The organism is Neorhizobium phenanthreniclasticum, from assembly GCF_040066075.1.
Lineage (GTDB): Bacteria > Pseudomonadota > Alphaproteobacteria > Rhizobiales > Rhizobiaceae > Neorhizobium > Neorhizobium petrolearium.
On the sequence record NZ_JBEAAL010000008.1, the window covers coordinates 88,359 to 105,545 of the forward strand.

The 17,187-nt window shown below is 62.0% G+C and carries 18 protein-coding genes and 1 pseudogene; 13 read left to right on the forward strand and 6 right to left on the reverse strand.

Annotated features, from left to right (window positions below; translation table 11 throughout):
- Positions 1 to 362: 362 nt before the first annotated feature.
- Genes ABK249_RS13435 through ABK249_RS13475 form a run of 9 tightly spaced genes read left to right on the forward strand, consistent with a single transcriptional unit; the run spans position 363 to position 8,122 of the window.
- Positions 363 to 845, forward strand: coding sequence for an MSMEG_0572/Sll0783 family nitrogen starvation response protein (locus ABK249_RS13435; protein ID WP_037153320.1), 483 nt, complete (start codon positions 363 to 365; stop codon positions 843 to 845).
- Between the two features lie 56 nt (positions 846 to 901).
- Positions 902 to 1,963, forward strand: a complete 1,062-nt coding sequence (locus ABK249_RS13440; protein ID WP_265105711.1) for a Nit6803 family nitrilase — start codon at positions 902 to 904, stop codon at positions 1,961 to 1,963.
- Positions 1,887 to 3,008: an MSMEG_0568 family radical SAM protein gene (locus tag ABK249_RS13445; RefSeq protein WP_227704127.1), complete on the forward strand. Its 1,122-nt coding sequence runs from the start codon at positions 1,887 to 1,889 to the stop codon at positions 3,006 to 3,008. Before ABK249_RS13440 ends, ABK249_RS13445 begins: the two co-directional genes overlap by 77 nt.
- Positions 3,005 to 3,547 carry an MSMEG_0567/Sll0786 family nitrogen starvation N-acetyltransferase gene (locus tag ABK249_RS13450; protein ID WP_227704128.1) on the forward strand — a complete coding sequence of 181 codons (543 nt, stop codon included), beginning with the start codon at positions 3,005 to 3,007 and terminating at the stop codon, positions 3,545 to 3,547. The genes ABK249_RS13445 and ABK249_RS13450 overlap by 4 nt, the downstream gene beginning before the upstream one ends.
- A gap of 2 nt (positions 3,548 to 3,549) precedes the next feature.
- Positions 3,550 to 4,524, forward strand: coding sequence for a sll0787 family AIR synthase-like protein (locus ABK249_RS13455; RefSeq protein ID WP_348863140.1), 975 nt, complete (start codon positions 3,550 to 3,552; stop codon positions 4,522 to 4,524).
- Positions 4,521 to 5,675 (forward strand): MSMEG_0565 family glycosyltransferase, encoded by a 1,155-nt coding sequence (locus ABK249_RS13460; RefSeq protein ID WP_227704130.1) that lies wholly within the window; start codon positions 4,521 to 4,523, stop codon positions 5,673 to 5,675. The genes ABK249_RS13455 and ABK249_RS13460 overlap by 4 nt, the downstream gene beginning before the upstream one ends.
- On the forward strand, positions 5,668 to 5,955 hold the full coding sequence (locus ABK249_RS13465; RefSeq protein WP_037153326.1) for an MSMEG_0570 family nitrogen starvation response protein: 288 nt from the start codon (positions 5,668 to 5,670) through the stop codon (positions 5,953 to 5,955). Before ABK249_RS13460 ends, ABK249_RS13465 begins: the two co-directional genes overlap by 8 nt.
- 14 nt (positions 5,956 to 5,969) lie before the next feature.
- On the forward strand, positions 5,970 to 7,241 hold the full coding sequence (locus ABK249_RS13470; protein ID WP_037153329.1) for an MSMEG_0569 family flavin-dependent oxidoreductase: 1,272 nt from the start codon (positions 5,970 to 5,972) through the stop codon (positions 7,239 to 7,241).
- On the forward strand, positions 7,238 to 8,122 hold the full coding sequence (locus ABK249_RS13475; RefSeq protein WP_320443033.1) for a Pnap_2097 family protein: 885 nt from the start codon (positions 7,238 to 7,240) through the stop codon (positions 8,120 to 8,122). The genes ABK249_RS13470 and ABK249_RS13475 overlap by 4 nt, the downstream gene beginning before the upstream one ends.
- Here ABK249_RS13475 and ABK249_RS13480 read toward each other — a convergent pair.
- Positions 8,112 to 8,201 (reverse strand): annotated as a pseudogene (locus ABK249_RS13480) (toxin); the annotation flags it as partial. The gene ABK249_RS13475 and the pseudogene ABK249_RS13480 overlap by 11 nt on opposite strands.
- A gap of 199 nt (positions 8,202 to 8,400) precedes the next feature.
- Between ABK249_RS13480 and ABK249_RS13485 the strand changes: the two are divergent.
- The 4 genes from ABK249_RS13485 (at position 8,401) to ABK249_RS13500 (ending at position 12,693) form a co-directional block, all read left to right on the forward strand.
- A complete protein-coding gene (locus ABK249_RS13485; RefSeq protein ID WP_037153331.1) occupies positions 8,401 to 8,742 on the forward strand; it encodes a hypothetical protein in 342 nt (113 codons plus the stop codon).
- A gap of 78 nt (positions 8,743 to 8,820) precedes the next feature.
- The gene (locus ABK249_RS13490; RefSeq protein ID WP_348863141.1) at positions 8,821 to 10,272 is read left to right on the forward strand and encodes a multicopper oxidase family protein; all 1,452 of its coding nucleotides are present in this window, start codon (positions 8,821 to 8,823) and stop codon (positions 10,270 to 10,272) included.
- 13 nt (positions 10,273 to 10,285) lie between these two features.
- On the forward strand, positions 10,286 to 12,502 hold the full coding sequence (locus ABK249_RS13495) for a copper-transporting P-type ATPase (protein ID WP_227704132.1): 2,217 nt from the start codon (positions 10,286 to 10,288) through the stop codon (positions 12,500 to 12,502).
- The gene (locus ABK249_RS13500; RefSeq protein ID WP_081952881.1) at positions 12,499 to 12,693 is read left to right on the forward strand and encodes a DUF2933 domain-containing protein; all 195 of its coding nucleotides are present in this window, start codon (positions 12,499 to 12,501) and stop codon (positions 12,691 to 12,693) included. Before ABK249_RS13495 ends, ABK249_RS13500 begins: the two co-directional genes overlap by 4 nt.
- A 98-nt stretch (positions 12,694 to 12,791) precedes the next feature.
- Here ABK249_RS13500 and ABK249_RS13505 read toward each other — a convergent pair whose 3' ends face one another.
- Genes ABK249_RS13505 through ABK249_RS13525 form a run of 5 tightly spaced genes read right to left on the reverse strand, consistent with a single transcriptional unit; the run spans position 12,792 to position 17,102 of the window.
- A complete protein-coding gene (locus ABK249_RS13505; RefSeq protein ID WP_227704133.1) occupies positions 12,792 to 13,736 on the reverse strand; it encodes an FAD:protein FMN transferase in 945 nt (314 codons plus the stop codon).
- Positions 13,717 to 15,915, reverse strand: a complete 2,199-nt coding sequence (locus ABK249_RS13510; protein ID WP_227704134.1) for a PepSY domain-containing protein — start codon at positions 15,913 to 15,915, stop codon at positions 13,717 to 13,719. The genes ABK249_RS13505 and ABK249_RS13510 overlap by 20 nt, the downstream gene beginning before the upstream one ends.
- Positions 15,916 to 15,933: 18 nt before the next feature.
- Positions 15,934 to 16,404 (reverse strand): DUF2271 domain-containing protein, encoded by a 471-nt coding sequence (locus ABK249_RS13515; protein WP_227705220.1) that lies wholly within the window; start codon positions 16,402 to 16,404, stop codon positions 15,934 to 15,936.
- Positions 16,405 to 16,434: 30 nt separating this feature from the next.
- Entirely contained in the window at positions 16,435 to 16,782 is a 348-nt protein-coding gene (locus tag ABK249_RS13520) for a hypothetical protein (RefSeq protein WP_227704135.1), read from the reverse strand.
- 35 nt (positions 16,783 to 16,817) lie between these two features.
- Positions 16,818 to 17,102 (reverse strand): PepSY domain-containing protein, encoded by a 285-nt coding sequence (locus ABK249_RS13525; RefSeq protein WP_227704136.1) that lies wholly within the window; start codon positions 17,100 to 17,102, stop codon positions 16,818 to 16,820.
- Between the last annotated feature and the right edge of the window lie 85 nt (positions 17,103 to 17,187).

Here is a 17,187-nt window from a genome sequence, read left to right on the forward strand (position 1 = left end):
ATCCGGTAAATCAGGTACAATTGACCGTATATTGTTGCCCTATACCGATGTCACGTTCAAAAAACGGACATTGCGCCGCACCGCACGCCCTGCACGCGCGAAACTTTCTCTACAGCGGCAAACCTCTACCGCAATGATCGCATATTGAATGCATTCATTTCATTCATTACTGATCTCGTTTTTTGCAGGGAACTGCTCGTTATTTCGCCCATACAAAAACCGCCGCCCGCCATTGATCGCATAATTGAATGTAAAAATTGGTATTTTGACTGTATTTTAGGCAAACTCAATATTGGCACGGTGCTTGCAATTGGATGGCAGTACCCCGCAACGGGGCCTGACTTCAAACACAGGAGCCATTCATGCCCGCAGTTACCGCACCGGCCCATGCTGATGGGGACTTTTTCGTCGACTACGAGGAAAAGGTCTTCGAAGACGTTCAGGCCAAGGAGGGCGAAAAAGCCCTCATCACCTTCCACACCGTTGCCTTCGAAGGTTCGATCGGCCTCGTAAACCTGCTGCAGGCAAAGCGCCTCAAGCGGAAGGGTTTCGAGACCTCGGTCCTGCTTTACGGCCCTGGCGTTACGCTCGGCGTGCAGCGCGGCTTCCCCAAACTCGGTTCGGAAGCCTTCCCCGGCCACCTCAATTTCAACAACCAACTCAAGGGTTTCATGGAGGAAGGCGGCAAGGTCTATGCCTGCCGGTTTGCGCTGCAGGCGCTTTACGGTCATGGCGAACCGTCACTGATCCCCGGCATTACGCCGATCAGCCCGCTCGACGTGCTGGACCTCATCCTCATCCACCGCCGCGACGGGGCCTTCATCCTCGACACCTGGACGCTCTGAGCGGCGGGGGGCGGAGTCTCCTCCGCCTCCTTCATCTGAAACCGAAGGATTCCGTCATGGAGAACAAAACGATCGCCAGGAAATCGATGGTAAGGGCCGCAGCCGCGCAGATCGCGCCGGACCTCACCTCCCGCGAAAAAACCCTTGCCCGTGTGTTGGAAACGATCCGCGAAGCGGCGTTTAAAGGGGCGGAACTCATCGTCTTTCCCGAGACATTCGTCCCCTGGTATCCTTATTTCTCCTTCGTGCTGCCTCCGGTCCTTTCCGGCCGCGAGCATCTGCGCCTCTATGAGGAAGCCGTCAGCGTTCCCAGCACCGCGACCGATGCGGTCGCAGCCGCCGCCCGCGAACATGGCATCGTCGTGGCGCTTGGCGTCAACGAGCGCGACCACGGCTCGCTCTACAACACCCAACTTCTCTTCGATGCCGACGGCAAGCTCATCCTGAAGCGCCGCAAGATCACGCCCACCTTCCATGAGCGGATGATCTGGGGCCAGGGCGACGGCTCCGGCCTGACGGTGGTCGAAAGCAGCATTGGCCGGCTCGGCGCACTCGCCTGCTGGGAGCATTACAATCCGCTCGCCCGCTACGCGCTGATGGCACAGCACGAGGAGATCCATATCGCCCAGTTCCCGGGCTCTATGGTGGGGCCGATCTTCGCCGAGCAGATGGAAGTGACGATCCGCCACCACGCGCTTGAGAGCGGCTGTTTCGTCGTTAACGCCACCGGCTGGCTCACCGACGAACAGATCGCTTCGATCACACCGGACCAAGACCTGCAGAAGGCGCTGCGCGGCGGCTGCATGACGGCGATCGTCTCGCCGGAAGGCAGACACCTCGCCCCGCCGATCACCGAGGGCGAGGGCATCCTCATCGCCGACCTCGACATGAGCCTCATCGTCAAGCGCAAGCGGATGATGGATTCGGTCGGCCACTATGCCCGCCCCGAACTCCTGCATCTCGTCATCGACGGCCGCGCCGCGGCACCGATGGTCGCATCCCAGAATTCTTTCGAAACCGCACCCGTTAGGAGCAGCACCGATGGACACCACGACGACGCGTCTTCCGACCGAGATCCTGATCAACGAGTTGCAGTCCTTCGGAGCCAGGCTGGTTGATCCGAAGGCAGGGCACGAGAGCCGCCGGGGCGGTGCCGGCCCTTCCGACCACAAACCGATGACCATAGACGGCGTGACGGTCATGGTGCCGGTCCACACAGCGCCGGCTTTCGAAAGCCCCTATCTCGTCGAAAAACCGGACGAGACGGGCAAGAGCCGCATCAGCCGCGACGGGCTTATCCTCGGTGAGGTCTCGTTCCCGCTCCGCCCGCGCTTCTACGAACGCTCAACGGCAGACGGCATTCCCTATTCGCAGATCGCTGTTCTGCACGGCCGCGATGTACTAGCGACGACCGTGCTCCAGACCTGCATCCGCTATCAAAGCCGCACGAAAACCTGTCAGTTCTGCGCCATCGGTCAGTCGCTGGCCGCCGGCCGCACTATCGCCCGCAAAACACCGGAACAACTGGCGGAAGTTGCGAAAGCCGCCGTCGAGTTGGACGATGTCAAGCACATGGTCATGACGACCGGCACGCCGAAAGGACCGGATCGCGGCGCGGCCGTGCTTGCCGAAAGCGCCCGCGCCATCAAGGCGGCCGTCGACTTGCCGATCCAGGCGCAATGCGAACCGCCGGAAGACGACATCTGGTTTTCGATCATGAAGGGAGCAGGCGTCGATGCGCTCGGCATGCATCTCGAAGTCGTCACGCCGGAGGTCCGCGCCCGCATCATGCCCGGCAAGGCGCAGGTCTCGATCGGCAAATATATGGCATCCTTCAAGGCGGCCGTGGAAATCTTCGGCCGAGGCCAGGTTTCGACCTATATTCTCGCCGGCCTCGGCGACACACGCGAAGCGATCCTCGACATCTGCGAGAAACTGGTGGCGATCGGCGTCTACCCCTTCGTCGTGCCTTTTGTTCCCATCTCGGGAACGCCGCTCGAAAGCCAACCGGCGCCGAAGCCGGATTTCATGCATTCGATCCTCGCCCCCCTTTCGAAAATGCTGGTCGACGGCGGCCTGAAGGCTGTCGACATCAAGGCGGGCTGCGGCAAATGCGGCGCCTGCTCGGCCCTTTCCACCTATGAAAGGATGCTGGCCAGATGATCTTCGAGCCCTTCGCACCCTATCAGGCCGGCGAATTCCAGGTGAAGTTCGCGAGATCCGCTTGGGAGCGGCAGGAGGCGCATGCGCTCCGCCGCGCCGTATTCTGCGAAGAGCAAAGGATCTTCGACGGCGACGATCGTGATGCGATCGACGACCAAGCAATCCCGATCGTCGCGCTCTCGATGATGGGCGTCACAGCCGACAGGCTGGTCGGCACGGTGCGCATCCATCAGGCCGAGCCTGGCCTCTGGTGGGGCTCACGGCTCGCGGTACATGCAGATTTCCGCAAGATCGGTGCGCTCGGCGCAACGCTCATCAAGCTCGCCGTGTCATCGGCCAACGCCATGGGCTGCCATACCTTCCTCGCCAATGTGCAGGTGCAGAACGGTCTGCTCTTCCGCCGCCTGCACTGGGACGTGGTCGAGGAATTCGAGATCTACGGCAAGCCGCATCTCAGGATGAGGGCGGATCTCGCCTGGTATCCGCCCTGCCCCAAGCCGGAAGCAGGCTTCGTCGCCCTCCCGAAAAAGGCGGCATGACCATGGCGGCGATCGATATCCCGGCGCTTGCCGCCAGACTTGCCGCCTCTTCGGGCATCGCCGCCAAGGCGGATATCGGCACGGTCGCCGCCGGCCTTAGCCTTGCCGGCCAGCCGGTTGCTGTCGGCGACGATTGCGCCGCGCTGCCGGATGGTGACGGCTTCCTCCTCTTCGCCATCGAGGGCTTCATCAACGAATTCGTCGCCGCCGATCCCTGGTTCGCCGGCTGGTGCGGTGTGATGGTCAACATCTCCGACGTCGCTGCCATGGGCGGACGACCGGTCGCGGTCGTCGATGCTGTCTGGGCGAACGGCGAGGCGGGTGCCACTCCTGTTCTGGAAGGGCTGCGGGCGGCGGCAAGGGCCTATGGCGTGCCGATCGTCGGCGGACACACGAATATCCGCACTGATCGCGGACAGTTGTCCGTCGCTATCCTCGGCCGGGCAAAAAAACTGCTGACCAGCTTCGACGCAAAGCCCGGCAATCTGCTGATCGCCGCGATCGACCATCGTGGTCGTTACCGCGAACCTTTCAACAACTGGGAGGCGGCGACAGACGCCCCGCCTGCCCGACTGCGCGGGGATCTCGAAATCCTGCCCGAAATCGCCGAGGCCGGGCTGGCTTTTGCCGCCAAGGACATCAGTCAGGGCGGCATTCCCGGCACTGCGATCATGCTGGCGGAATGTTCCGGCGTCGGCATCGAGATCGATGTTTCCGCCATTCCCGTTCCGGATGGTGTTGTGCTCGACCGCTGGCTCGCCACCTTCCCGAGCTTCGGCTACCTGATCTCCACCTCGGCGGAAAATGCCGAAGCCGTTCTTCAGAAGTTCACCGCGCGCAGCATCGTGGCCGCCGTCATCGGCACCGTCACTGCCGGCAGCGAGGTCGCCATCAATGCCGATGGCAACCGCGCGGTTATCCGCGACCATGCCGAAACGCCGCTCCTGCGGCTTGGGCGACGGGAGGATGCCGCATGATTCGCCCACTCCGCATCGCCATGCTGGCCCATTCCACCAATCCGCGCGGCGGCGTGGTACACGCCATGCAGCTTTCCGAGGCATTGACCATTCTCGGTCACGAGGTCGTGCTGCATGCGCCGGATGCCAAGGGAACGGGCTTCTTCCGCACACCCGCATGTGGGACCATGTGCATTCCGGTCGAGCCGGCACCTGCGGACATGACGGCGATGGTAGAACGGCGGATCTCCGACTATGTACGACATTTCGAAAGCTCCGCAGCCCGCCACTTTGATATCTTTCACGCCCATGACGGGATTTCCGGCAATGCGCTTGCGACGCTCAAGCAACATAGCCTCATCCCCTTCTTTGCCCGGACCGTCCACCATATCGATCAGTTTGCCGATCCCCGGCTGATGGAGCTGCAGGACCGCTCCATCGATCCGGCGGACATTTTCTTCACCGTCAGTGCAGCATGGCAGCGGGTGCTGTGGGACCGCGGGCTTAACGCCACCGTTGTCGGCAACGGCGTCGATGTCGAACGCTTCGCGCCTGTCTGGAGCGGTGAGCAGACGGCGCTCCGCGACCGCCTGAAGCTGCCCCCGGGCCCGATCTTCCTCAGCATCGGCGGCGTGGAGGCGCGCAAGAACACGATCGGCATTCTCGAGGCATTCCGCCAGCTCCTCGCCGTTCGACCCGATGCCCTGCTTGTCGTCGCGGGCGGAGCTTCGCTGCTCGATCACAGCGGTTACCAGGAAGAGTTCCGGTCCGAGCTCGCCCTGCTGCATGATAATGCTGCCGCCGTGCATCTGATCGGCCCCGTCGCGGACGATGATATGCCCAATCTCTACCGGCTTGCCGATGCCTTGGTTTTCCCCTCCCTGAAGGAAGGTTTCGGTCTGGTGGTACTGGAAGCAATGGCGAGCGGCGTGCCGGTCATCGTCTCTTCGATCGCGCCATTCACCGAATACCTCACCGCCGACGATGCGATCTGGTGCGATCCCCATCATCCGGCATCGATCGCTGAAGCCATGGCGCTTTCCCTCGTGCCGCGGATCCGCGAGCGCGTCATCCCGTGTGGCCTGGAGGTCGCTGGCCGGTTCTCGTGGCGCCGCGTCGCCGAGGCCCATCTCTCCGCCTATGCGACATTGAAGGAGGCTGCCAATGCCTGAAATGCGGTTCGTCATCGCCTGGCCGGATGGCCGGGAGGAAACCTGCTATTCCCCTTCGCTGGTCATCAAGGACTTTTTTGAAGAGGGCCGGACCTACCCGATCCGCGAATTCCTCGACTTGAGCCGCAAGGCGCTGACCATCGCCAGCGATCGCGTCGAAGCGAAATATGGCTATCCCTGCTCACTCGCACGCGGCCAGCTTGCCCGCATCGAGACGGCCGGCGCACTTTTCCTCAACGACGCCGAAGCGCGTGTCCGCTGCCAAAGCTTCATCCTCTGAAAGGATCTCTCCCAATGACCTTGTCCCTCAAGCCGCATTATAGTGCCGTCGTCATCGGCGGCGGGCAGGCCGGGCTTTCAGCCAGCCATTATCTCAAGAAGCACGATATCGATCACGTCGTCTTCGAAAAAAAGACTGTTGCCCACAAGTGGAAGGACGAACGCTGGGATGCCTTCTGCCTCGTGACACCGAACTGGCAGTGCCAGCTTCCCGATCATCCATACGACGGCGACGATCCGCACGGCTTCATGGTCAAGGACGAGATCCTTGCCTATGTCGACCGCTTCGTGAAGAAGGTGAATGCGCCGGTTCTGGAAGGCACGGCAGTCACCTCGGTCGAAAAAATCGGCGATCTCTTCAAGGTCGAGACTTCGGCGGGTATGGTCACCGCCGACAGCGTTATCCTCGCCACCAGCCTTTATAGCCGGCCTGCGATCCCGCGCGCCGCCGAGCGCCTGCCGGAAGAGATCGTTCAGCTCCACACGATCGATTACCGCAATCCGAACCAATTGCCGGAAGGCGCTGTCGTCGTCGTCGGCTCCGGCCAGTCCGGCTGCCAGATCGCCGAGGACCTGCATCTTGCCGGCCGCAAAGTACATATGGTCACCGGGAACGCACCGCGCTGCGCCCGCTTCTACCGCGGCCGCGACGTCGTCGACTGGCTCTCCGACGTCGGCCAGTACGACATCACCGTCGAACATGACGGCATGACGAAAAAGAAGCACGACACCAATCATTACCTCACCGGCCGCGATGGCGGACGCGACATCGACCTCAGGAAGTTTGCACTGGAAGGCATGTCGCTCTATGGCCGCATGTCTGGCGTGGCGGCAGGAAAAATGCTGTTCTCACCGAATCTGAAGGATAATCTGGACGCGGCCGACCGGGTCTATAATGGCATCAACGCACTGATCGACCGCCATATCGCCGAGAAAGGTATCGATGCGCCGCCGGCAAGCGTCTACATGCCCCTCTGGGAGCCGTCGAGCGAACCCGTCGAACTGGATCTCAAGGTCGAAAACGTAACCTCAGTCATCTGGGCGACCGGTTTCAGTCCGGACTGGTCCTATGTCGGCCTGCCGATCTTCGATGGCACCGGCTACCCCGTCCAGCGGCGGGGGGTGACCGGCATCGACGGCGTCTATGTGCTGGGCCTGCCCTGGCTCTGGACCTGGGGGTCCGGTCGGTTTCTCGCCGTCGGCAAGGATGCCGAGCATGTCGTCGACCATCTCGCCGATTATCTGGAAGCCGGTCAGCCGGCGCTCAGGCAGGCGGCAAGTCGTTGACGCTGCACCTCGCCATCGATATCTCGCCACACGCGCCTTCTCCCCGCGAGCTGATGGAACGTGCGCTCGAACCTCATGTCCTTCTCGGAATGCCGCACCTCAATCCTTACGGTCTTTCCGAGACCTGGCTGATGAAGGAACTGGGGCACCGGCATTGGGTGCTGCTGGCCATGCGGCTTGGCATGGAGAACGCGGACTTCCGAACGCCCGATGGTCGGGAGGTTTATGCCTCCCTATGCGCGACGTCGCTGCGGAAGGCGCGCCTTGAACTCGCCGCGGCAAATGACGTCCTGACCATCCGCTCGTCCGTGGCACAAGTGTCCCGGACGCAATGGTCCAGCCGTCACTGGCTGGAAATCCGCGGCTTCTGCATCGGTGAAGTGGAGCTCGTTTCCGCTTTCGTCCATCGCACGGTTGAGGGCGATAACCGCACATTGGCGAGAGTGGGCCATTGGGGAGCACTGGCCGAACCGTTTACCAGGAGCGAGCTCGCAGCCACGGCGGCCTCCTTCCGCCGCGGAACTGCCGAGAGCCATCTCGGCATGTCGATCCCGTTCGATGCGGCTCTGCTCAGCCATAGCTTCAGGCCAAGCCCCCATCAGGAGTTCAACGGCGCCGGCCTGTTCTATTTCGCGGAATTCCAGGCAATTGCAGACCGCGCCGTTGAAACATGGTTTCCCGACGAAATCGGCTCCTTGACCCGCCGAGATGCCTTCTTCACGGGCAATATCGTACCTGGAGAAATGGTGACGGCCCGTCTCAGATATCTTCAGAAATCGGAGAGCCTCCGATATGCCTGCGAATTGACGCGAGAAGATGGAACAAGGATAGCCTGCCTGTTTGTGGAGGGGACGAAAGCGACTCGGCGCGCTATTCGTTAATCACCGGCTCGACAAGCCTTGCCAGATTTCGCAACGACTCCCGCCAGCCGAGATAGCAATCCTCGACAAGAATGACGTCCTGCCTGCGCCATATCCATTCGGTCCCGAGGGCGTCAATCAGGCGCAAAGGTCTTCTTGACCTTCCCCTGTTGGAAGGCTCAACATCTCCATCCTGGATCTAGTAGGCAGCCAGCCTGTTTGACGAAGGTCAAAGCCGGCAGCAACCGTTTTTATTAGCATGTGACAGCGGCGGGAATGAGCTGAGAATGGATCTGTGCATGCAGAAAAGGCTGATCTGGAGTGCGGTCGCGGCGCTCATCGCAGTCGCCGTTCTTTTCGGTGCCGGGGCATCCCATGCGTTGCTTCGGCCCTGCTCCAGCGAGCACGCCTCCATCAGCCATAACAACGTGGAGGAGTACCGTTCCACGAAAGGAGAGCCGGCTCCGGCGGACAAAGCCTGCTGCGCTGATGTCTGCGGCGCGTGTGTCCTCATCATCCCGGTGCGGAATACCGTCGCGGTGCGGCAAACACCTATGATCGCCCGGTTCGGTGAACTGCACGACCATCTCCTGGGACAGGTGCCTTCCCCCGGGCTGGAGCCTCCTCGACCTGCTGCCTGATGACATGCTCGCCTGACCGGTGAGCCAACTTCCTTCATCAGCATTGTCGGCACGCCGACACAGATCGAGAGGCATATCATGTATCGCCGTCAATTCCTGAAGACGCTGGCCAGTGCGGCAGCCGTCTCGCCTATCCTCAATTTCACCCCCGCCTATGCAAATCCCGCTCCCACTGATCTGGTCATCGGAAGGAGAATCCTGGAGGTCAATGGCAAGGCCGCGTCCGTCTTCGGACTGGCTGACCGCAATGGGAACCCTGGCCTCACTCTGGACGCGGGCGCCGATTTCAACGTCCGCCTCATCAACGAGACATCCGAAGGCACCCTCATCCACTGGCATGGCCTGACGCCGCCGTGGCAGATGGATGGTGTTCCGGACAATCCGGCCGCTCTGCTTCCCGGCAAGGAGATACGGGACTACGAGTTCCCTGTCGGTCCCGGCGGCACCCATTGGATGCACGCCCACACCCTGCAGGAACAGAGCCTGCTCGCCGCACCTCTGATCGTGCGGACTGCCGAGGATCGCGCCCGCGATGAACAGGAGGTCGTCATCCTGCTTCACGATTTCTCCTTCAAGTCACCCGAAGAACTGTTGGAGGGACTGAAGGGTAGCGGTTCGGGTCACGGCGGAATGCCGATGGATCATCAAGCCATGATGTCGATGATGACGAACATGCACGGTCAGCATCAGATGCCGAGGAACGGCACGCCGGGGATGGGCATGTCGACTATGGACCTCAACGACATCGAATACGACGCCTATCTCGCAAACGACCGCACCCTTGACGACCCGGAGGTCGTCAGGATCGAGAACGGCGGCCGAGTTCGCCTGCGGATCATCAACGGTGCAACCGCCACCGCCTTCACCATCGATACCGGACGCGTTGTCGGCAGCCTTATAGCTGTGGACGGCATCGATATCGCGCCCATCTCGGCCAGCCACTTCCCGATCTCGATGGGTCAACGCCTCGACATCCGGCTGGAGCTTCCTCCAGGCTCCGGTTCGTACCCGGTCCTGGCACTGCGCGAAGGTGCAAGGGAGCAGACCGGCATCATTCTCGCGACCAGGGATACGACCGTTGAAAAGATCGACTCCACAGCTTCGGGAACCGGTCCCGCTCTCGACCTCGGCCTGGAGCAAGAACTCCGGGCTGCGACACCTCTTGCCGCCCGGTCGCCCGACCATCAATTTGTGATGGCACTAACCGGCGACATGGCTACCTACACTTGGAGCCTCGAAACCAGCGAACCGCTGAATGTAGCCAAAGACCGGCGGGTAAGGCTCATCATGCGCAATATGTCGATGATGGCCCATCCCATGCATCTGCATGGACATCATTTCCAGGTCGTCGGTATCAACGGCCAAGTCCTGAGCGGAGCCGTCCGGGACACCGTGATGCTGACGCCGATGGCAGAGATCGTCGTCGACTTTGATACCCGCAATCCCGGACGGTGGCCGCTCCATTGCCATCACCTCTATCATATGGCCACGGGTATGATGACGTTCATCACCTATGACGGCGCGATCTGATCAGGAGACCGACATGGCACACGACCATCATGGACATGCCCACCACGATCATGATCATCAGCATGAAACGAACAAGACGGGGCCTGCAAAGGCTCCGTCACAACCCTCTATCGGAGAAGGCGTGGTCTACACCTGCCCGATGCATCCGCAGGTCAGGCAGATAGGACCAGGTAACTGCCCCATCTGCGGCATGACGCTTGAACCGGAAATGCCTGCGGTCGAGACGGGGCCAAGCCCGGAATTGGTCGACATGCAGCGTCGCTTCTGGATCGGGCTGATGCTGACCTTTCCGGTGCTTGCGCTGGAAATGGGCGGTCACCTGACGAACCTCCACATGCTCCTCGGTGCGCAAACGTCGAACTGGATCCAGATGGCTCTAGCCACCCCCGTCGTCCTCTGGGCAGGCTGGCCGTTCTTCGAGCGGGGTTGGAAGTCCATTGTGACGCGCCACCTCAACATGTTCACCCTCATCGCCATGGGCACTGGGGTCGCGTGGATTTACAGCGTCGTGGCGACAATCCTGCCGCGCATCTTTCCGGACACGTTCCGTTCCGCCGAAGGCGCGGTCGCCGTCTATTTCGAGGCAGCGGCCGTAATCACGGTCCTGGTGCTGCTCGGTCAGGTTCTGGAGTTGCGAGCCCGCGAACAGACAGGCGACGCGATCCGTGCCCTTCTCGATCTCGCCCCCAAGATGGCGCGGCGCGTGAGGGCTGACGGTGCCGACGAGGACATCGGTCTTGACGCGGTGGCCGTCGGAGACAGGCTCCGCGTTCGCCCCGGCGAAAAAATACCAGTCGACGGTACCCTTCTGGAAGGACGAAGCTCCATCGACGAGTCCATGATCACCGGGGAATCCATGCCGGTGACCAAGGAGGTCGGTTCAAAACTCATCGGCGGGACGATGAACCAGACCGGTGGCTTCGTCATGGAAGCCGGAAAGGTCGGGCGCGATACGATGCTGTCGCAGATCGTCCGGATGGTCGCCGAGGCACAGAGGTCCCGGGCTCCCATCCAGCGCCTGGCGGACGAAGTGTCCGGCTGGTTCGTTCCGGTAGTGATCGCAATCGCCATCGCATCCTTCATTACCTGGATGCTGATCGGTCCGGAGCCCAAGTTCGCCCATGGCCTGGTCGCGGCTGTCGCCGTCCTGATCATCGCATGCCCCTGCGCGCTTGGTCTGGCGACCCCGATGTCGATCATGGTTGGTGTCGGACGCGGCGCGAGGCTCGGCGTGCTGATCAAGAACGCAGAGGCATTGGAACGTTTCGAGAAGGTCGATACGCTGGTTGTGGACAAGACCGGAACCTTGACCGAGGGGCGACCGAAGGTCACGGCAATCGAACCGTGCGAAGGTATTTCCGAAACAGAGTTGCTCCGGCTTGCGGCCACTCTGGAACGGTCGAGCGAGCATCCGTTGGCGCTTGCCATCGTCAATGCCGCGCATGAACGTAGCGTTCCCCTTGGCGATGCCCAGGATTTCGACAGTCCAGTCGGCAAAGGCGTGACGGGCACTGTCGAGGGCAGGAAGCTCGTCCTCGGCAGCCACAGGATCATGGCCGAGGCCCATATCGATGTGTCGGGCATGGCATCGAAAGCCGAGGAACTTCGCAACGAAGGCGCGACGGTGATCCTCATGGCCGCCGACGGTGTCCTGATCGGTCTTTTCGCCATCGCGGATCCCATCAAGGCAACCACGCCGGAAGCCGTACGACAGCTCGTCACCGAAGGCGTCCGGGTGGTGATGCTGACCGGCGACAATAAAACGACCGCTCAGGCCGTTGCCCGCAAGCTCGGCATTTCGGAAGTCGAGGCGGAAGTTCTTCCAGAAGACAAGAGCAAGATTGTCGCCCGGCTTCGTAGCGAAGGCCGGATCGTTGGGATGGCCGGGGACGGCGTAAACGACGCCCCGGCGCTTGCCGCCGCCGATGTCGGCATCGCCATGGGTACAGGAACAGACGTGGCCATCGAAAGCGCGGGGGTCACCCTCCTGAAGGGCGATCTCCAGGGTATTGCACGCGCCCGACAGTTAAGCCGGACGACGATGCGGAACATCCGCCAGAACCTTTTCTTCGCATTCATCTACAATGCAGCGGGCGTCCCTGTCGCGGCGGGCATCCTCTATCCCGCCTTTGGCATCCTGCTGTCTCCCATCATCGCTGCTGCCGCTATGGCGTTGTCCTCCATCAGCGTGATCGGCAACTCCCTCAGGCTCAGGAGTGCTCGGCTATGACTTCATCCCGCGTATGGTTGTTGATGGCGGCCTCCTTCGCCGTCATCGTCGTTTTCTTCATCCTCCGCGAACACTGGGCCCATGCATTGGGTCTCGCACCATACCTCCTCCTGCTGGCCTGCCCGCTCATGCACCTCTTCCACGGCCACGGCCGGCATGGAGGACACGATCATAAGGACCGCACCCCGTGAGCTATTTGCGCTCCGCATCCAGCACGAACTGCCGGAATATGCCTTCAACGCCCGGAAGGCGGCCGAAAGCGGAAGGTTGACCAATCCTGCGAGGTCACTCACCATCCAGGAGGACCTGGTGTCGGTTCTTCTCCTTGGCGGTCGTAACAGAGGAAAAGCACGGACAAGCCAAGCTTCCCAGCTAATTCCAGCCCTTGCTGCTTGCCGAGAACCATCATCGCGGTCGCCCAGGCATCGGCGCTCGTGCAATCTCCTGCGATCACCGTCGCCGAGGCGGGTGGCTCTTTGAGCGGCATCCCGAGCCGTGGATCCATTGTGTGGGAGAGGCGGCGTCCGCCGACGTCCACCCAATGGCGATAGTCACCGGATGTAGCGACAGCTGAATCCGTAAGCTCAATTATGGAATGCGCGGCGCGTTCGTGAAGATCAGGTTTCTCGACCGCAATCGCCCAGCCTCTGCCATCCGGCTGCTTGCCGAGCGCGCGCAGCTCTCCGTCGATCGCGAAAAGGCCCGCTTCTATGCCGTGCTGGCTTGCGGTTTCCGCCAGCCGATCGACACCATAGCCCTTGGCGATGCCGTTGAGGTCAAGGCGCATGTCGGCATGTTTGCGCGCTCGCTGATTGGCCGGATCTAGCTCCAGCATGTCATAGGCCGGATTGCGGCGTGCGAGGCGGGCAACCTTTATTGCCGTTTCGTCAGCCTCTGCAACTCCAAAACCCCAGGCGGCGACGGCGTCGCCCATGCCGATGTCGAAGGCTCCGCCCGAAGCTTCGCCGATGGCCAAACCGATCCCGAGCACCTTCATCAGGTGTTCGGGGAGGGCTACCCATTCGCCGGATGCGGCAGCGTTCAGGCGATTGAGATCGCTTTCGAGCTTCCATATGGACATCTGCCGGTCGACCTCTGCAACAGCGTCCGCCATGGCAGCGTGGACTTCTACGGTCTTGAAGTCGCCCGGCATGTGGAAGAGCGCCGACCAGCGGGTCCCCATGGAAGGCCCGTTCAGGGCATGACGGGTGAGATCAGTAAACGTCTTCGGCATAACGGCCCTCCGCCTTGAGTGTCGCGAGACTGACGCCTTGGGGCGCCAGGATATCGGAAAGAGCAGTGGCCACCCCCGCTGCCATCTCACGACCGCCGCAGACCAGGATCTGGCCGCCCGCCGCAATCAGCTTGCCGATCCTTGCGCCGTCTTTGCGCAGGATGTCTTGAACATAGGCCGGGTTCGCGGTTCGCGAGAAAGCGGTGGCAACGTCCGCCAGACGGCCTTCCGTCTTCCAGTTCGACAATTCCTCCGCATAAAGGGCGTCGCTCGCCGGATGGCGGGTTCCGAAATAGAGATACATGGGTCGGCTCGCCTTGTTTGCACGGGCAAAACCCGCAAGCGGTCCGAGGCCGGTACCGGCACCGATGAGGATGACCGGCTTGCGACCGCGTGCCGGACGGAAGCCCGGGTTGGAGCGAACGAAGGCGGTCACCGACTGGCCCGGCTCAAGTGCCGTGAGTTGCCGGGAACAGAGGCCGCCCGGCTGCTTGCGGACACAGATCTCGAGGAACCCGTCCTTTGTGCCCGAAGCGAGCGAATAGAAGCGCGGCACGTCCGAACCTTCGGGCAGGACGCCGACCAGGTCGCCCGCCTCGAACCGAAGAAACGCCTTGCCGGTCAGGCGCTGCCGGAAGGATGTCTTCGGCAGGGAAAAGCGCAGGATGACGGTGGTCGCCTGAACGTTTGCGCCGTAGTCGCGGCGCGCGATCAGCGACAGTTCCCAGGCCTTCGGTCTGGTCGGCAGATGGTTGAGCTCGAAGCCGAGACCGAGTGTCCGGGCAAGATCGCGGCCCCAACGGGCGAAATCCTGTGGCGACTGGCGATCCACGGTGTCGTAGGGCAGCAGCGTGTCCCAGCCCTTTTCTTCCGCGGCCCGGGCGACGTCGGCCGCGAAACCGCAATAAGCGGGGAAGCTGCGGTCGCCGAAGCCGAGAACGGCAAGCGAAAGACCCTGCCTGACGGGTGTACGTCGGAAGCACTCGATAAAGCCGCGCGCCGATGCCGGAGCTTCGCCGTCGCCATAGGTCGCGGCAAGCAAGATCAACCGCCGGGCGCTGGTCCATCGCGCCGGATTGAATGACGACATGGGTCCAACATGCACCTGCATGCCCTGCTCGGAGAGGGATTTCCGAAGCGTTTCGGCAAAGCCCCAGGTCGCGCCGCCCTCACTGCCGACAAGAATGATGGTGTCGGCGTGATTTGCTGGAGCCGAAGCTCCCCTCCGTTCACCACGCCCCCTGAGCCAGACGGCCAGGCCTGTCCAGCAGAGGATGGGAACGGAAAGCGCGGAGAGACCGAGAAGCAGGCCGAGCCAGGCCATGCCCTGACCTGTGTGCAGCATGGCGAGGAAATTCGTCACGCGATCGAACCAGTTCGCATCGTTCCAGGCCAGCAGTTCGCCATTGCCTTGGTCAATATAGCCTTCGCCCGCATCCGTCTTGATGGTGAACGCGTCGGTTGCATCGCCGGCAGCAGGAAAGCTGAGAGAACGAAGTGTGCCGACCGGGGTCTCCTGCAGAACGGTTATCGAGGCGATCTGAATGCCCGTAGCGCCGCTGACTTCCGACGGAAAGGGCGGAGCGCCGGCGCCCTCGGGCAGATAGCCGAACGTTGCGGCGGTCATCCAGAGAGCCGTCAGCGACGACAGCAGGAGGCCGGGTAGCGCAAGCCGCGATATGACCGCATGAAGGCGTCTATCGCCCGTACCCTTGGCGGGTTTCAGGATATGGCGCCAGCCGCCCGCGCGGCGTGCCAGCAGCAAAAGACCGGAGAGGGCCAGCGTCAGCATCGCCGCTGCTCCACCGGCGACTACGAGGCGGCCGGTATCGCCGAGAAACAGCGAGCGATGCAGATCGGTAAGCCACCGCTCGAGGCCGGATGTGTCGGCGCTGCCGACGGGCGTGCCCGTTGCCGGATCGATGACGGAGGAAACCGGTTGGTCGCCATCGAAATAGTATGCCGTGATCCGGCCGGACGGTGCGCGCCTGATCTGCTCCACCGTGGGTTCTACGGCCTGGATCCGCGCGGCGAGTTTGGCCACGCTGATCTGCTGAGCGGCAGGGGTAGTGAGCGCCTCGGAGGTCGGGAAGACCGAAAGTGCCGTACCGCTCAAGGCAATGACTGTGAGGAGCGCAGCGGCGACCAGCCCGAACCAGCGGTGGAGCGACCGGATCATGGCAATTTTCCTTCGTGATTAACGCGTATAGGTGAAGTCGGCGACGTAGCGGCTGCCCGTGGCCGCCTGGCCAGATCCGGCCGAGGTCAACGGCACGACAACCTCGTTGGGGCTGTCGCGCATGTCTTCGACGGCGGAATCGATGTGCAACTGATAGCCGGCATCAAAGAGCGTATCGGCAAGATCGAGTGTGATCTTGAGCGAGCGGCCGGAACCGACGCTGGCGCCGGTAATGCCGCTGATTTCGCCCGTGTCGCCACCTGTGGCGCGATACCAGCCGCTCAGGTGCTCGTAGTAACGGGCCTTGCCGCCGGCCATCCACAGGCTGCCGACATATTTGCCCTGCGCATCCGTGACGTAATAGGCGAGATAGGCTCCGTCTCCGCCGTAGCTGCGCATATTGGTGGTGAAGGTCACCTCGCCTGCAAGCGCAAGACCGGGCGCCGTCAGTGCGGTTGTGACAGCCAGCATGGCCAGAAAGGATTTGATCCTCATTGTTATTCTCCGGTTCGGGACTTGTCAGTTCATCTGGGCACGCGGCTTGCTGCCGGGCATGAAGAGGCCGTTGCCCGGAGGATTGGTAATTTGCTGCACGGGAGCGCCACGATCGCCGTAGGCAGCACGGCCTTCGTCATCATCATCATCATCATCATCATCGTCGTGGGCAGCGTAGCGGCCGTCCTCGTCGCCGTGGCGGCGATGTCCCTCACGATGGCCTTTGCTCTCGTGCTCGCGGTAGTCCGCCTTTACGATGTCATTCCTTGTGCCGTTGAATCTCAGTTCATCGAGTGGCAGGGCCTGGCTGGCGAAGGCGGCGAGAATGGCGGTGCCGGCGACAGCGGCAAGAAGAAGTCTGCGGTTGATCATGGGTGGATCTCCTTTGGGGTTGGCGACCATCGGGATCACCGGTGGCCGTGGTGTTCCTCGATTTCGATGACATCGAGCGTCACTGGATCGATTTTCGCTTCGAAGCGACGACCGGTCTGGTCCGTGCCATAGACCTCGTAGCAGCCGTCATCGATCTTGATGCGTCTCAGCGTCCAGCCGCGTTCCTCGGCAAGTGCGCGGACCGCCTCGCGTCCTTTCCAGTCGCGGAGCGGAGCGTCGCAATCTTCCCTTGCCTGGGCTGACGTTGCCGCCATGATTGCAAGGGCCACGGCTGGCAGGATGCCGGTCTTCATCGTCATTTCCTCTCTTTGTCGGAACGATCATTCAGCCCGCAAACTGACCGCCACCTGACAGACGCCGGAACTTTGCTTCAGCTTCCCGTAA

Bases quoted from the DNA above. Each gene is read 5' to 3' on its own strand.
- ABK249_RS13435 (WP_037153320.1), top strand. From the start codon at position 363: ATGCCCGCAGTTACCGCACCGGCCCATGCTGATGGGGACTTTTTCGTC.
- ABK249_RS13440 (WP_265105711.1), top strand. From the start codon at position 902: ATGGAGAACAAAACGATCGCCAGGAAATCGATGGTAAGGGCCGCAGCC.
- ABK249_RS13445 (WP_227704127.1), top strand. From the start codon at position 1,887: ATGGACACCACGACGACGCGTCTTCCGACCGAGATCCTGATCAACGAG.
- ABK249_RS13450 (WP_227704128.1), top strand. From the start codon at position 3,005: ATGATCTTCGAGCCCTTCGCACCCTATCAGGCCGGCGAATTCCAGGTG.
- ABK249_RS13455 (WP_348863140.1), top strand. From the start codon at position 3,550: ATGGCGGCGATCGATATCCCGGCGCTTGCCGCCAGACTTGCCGCCTCT.
- ABK249_RS13460 (WP_227704130.1), top strand. From the start codon at position 4,521: ATGATTCGCCCACTCCGCATCGCCATGCTGGCCCATTCCACCAATCCG.
- ABK249_RS13465 (WP_037153326.1), top strand. From the start codon at position 5,668: ATGCCTGAAATGCGGTTCGTCATCGCCTGGCCGGATGGCCGGGAGGAA.
- ABK249_RS13470 (WP_037153329.1), top strand. From the start codon at position 5,970: ATGACCTTGTCCCTCAAGCCGCATTATAGTGCCGTCGTCATCGGCGGC.
- ABK249_RS13485 (WP_037153331.1), top strand. From the start codon at position 8,401: ATGCAGAAAAGGCTGATCTGGAGTGCGGTCGCGGCGCTCATCGCAGTC.
- ABK249_RS13490 (WP_348863141.1), top strand. From the start codon at position 8,821: ATGTATCGCCGTCAATTCCTGAAGACGCTGGCCAGTGCGGCAGCCGTC.
- ABK249_RS13495 (WP_227704132.1), top strand. From the start codon at position 10,286: ATGGCACACGACCATCATGGACATGCCCACCACGATCATGATCATCAG.
- ABK249_RS13500 (WP_081952881.1), top strand. From the start codon at position 12,499: ATGACTTCATCCCGCGTATGGTTGTTGATGGCGGCCTCCTTCGCCGTC.
- ABK249_RS13505 (WP_227704133.1), bottom strand. From the start codon at position 13,736: ATGCCGAAGACGTTTACTGATCTCACCCGTCATGCCCTGAACGGGCCT.
- ABK249_RS13510 (WP_227704134.1), bottom strand. From the start codon at position 15,915: ATGATCCGGTCGCTCCACCGCTGGTTCGGGCTGGTCGCCGCTGCGCTC.
- ABK249_RS13520 (WP_227704135.1), bottom strand. From the start codon at position 16,782: ATGATCAACCGCAGACTTCTTCTTGCCGCTGTCGCCGGCACCGCCATT.
- ABK249_RS13525 (WP_227704136.1), bottom strand. From the start codon at position 17,102: ATGACGATGAAGACCGGCATCCTGCCAGCCGTGGCCCTTGCAATCATG.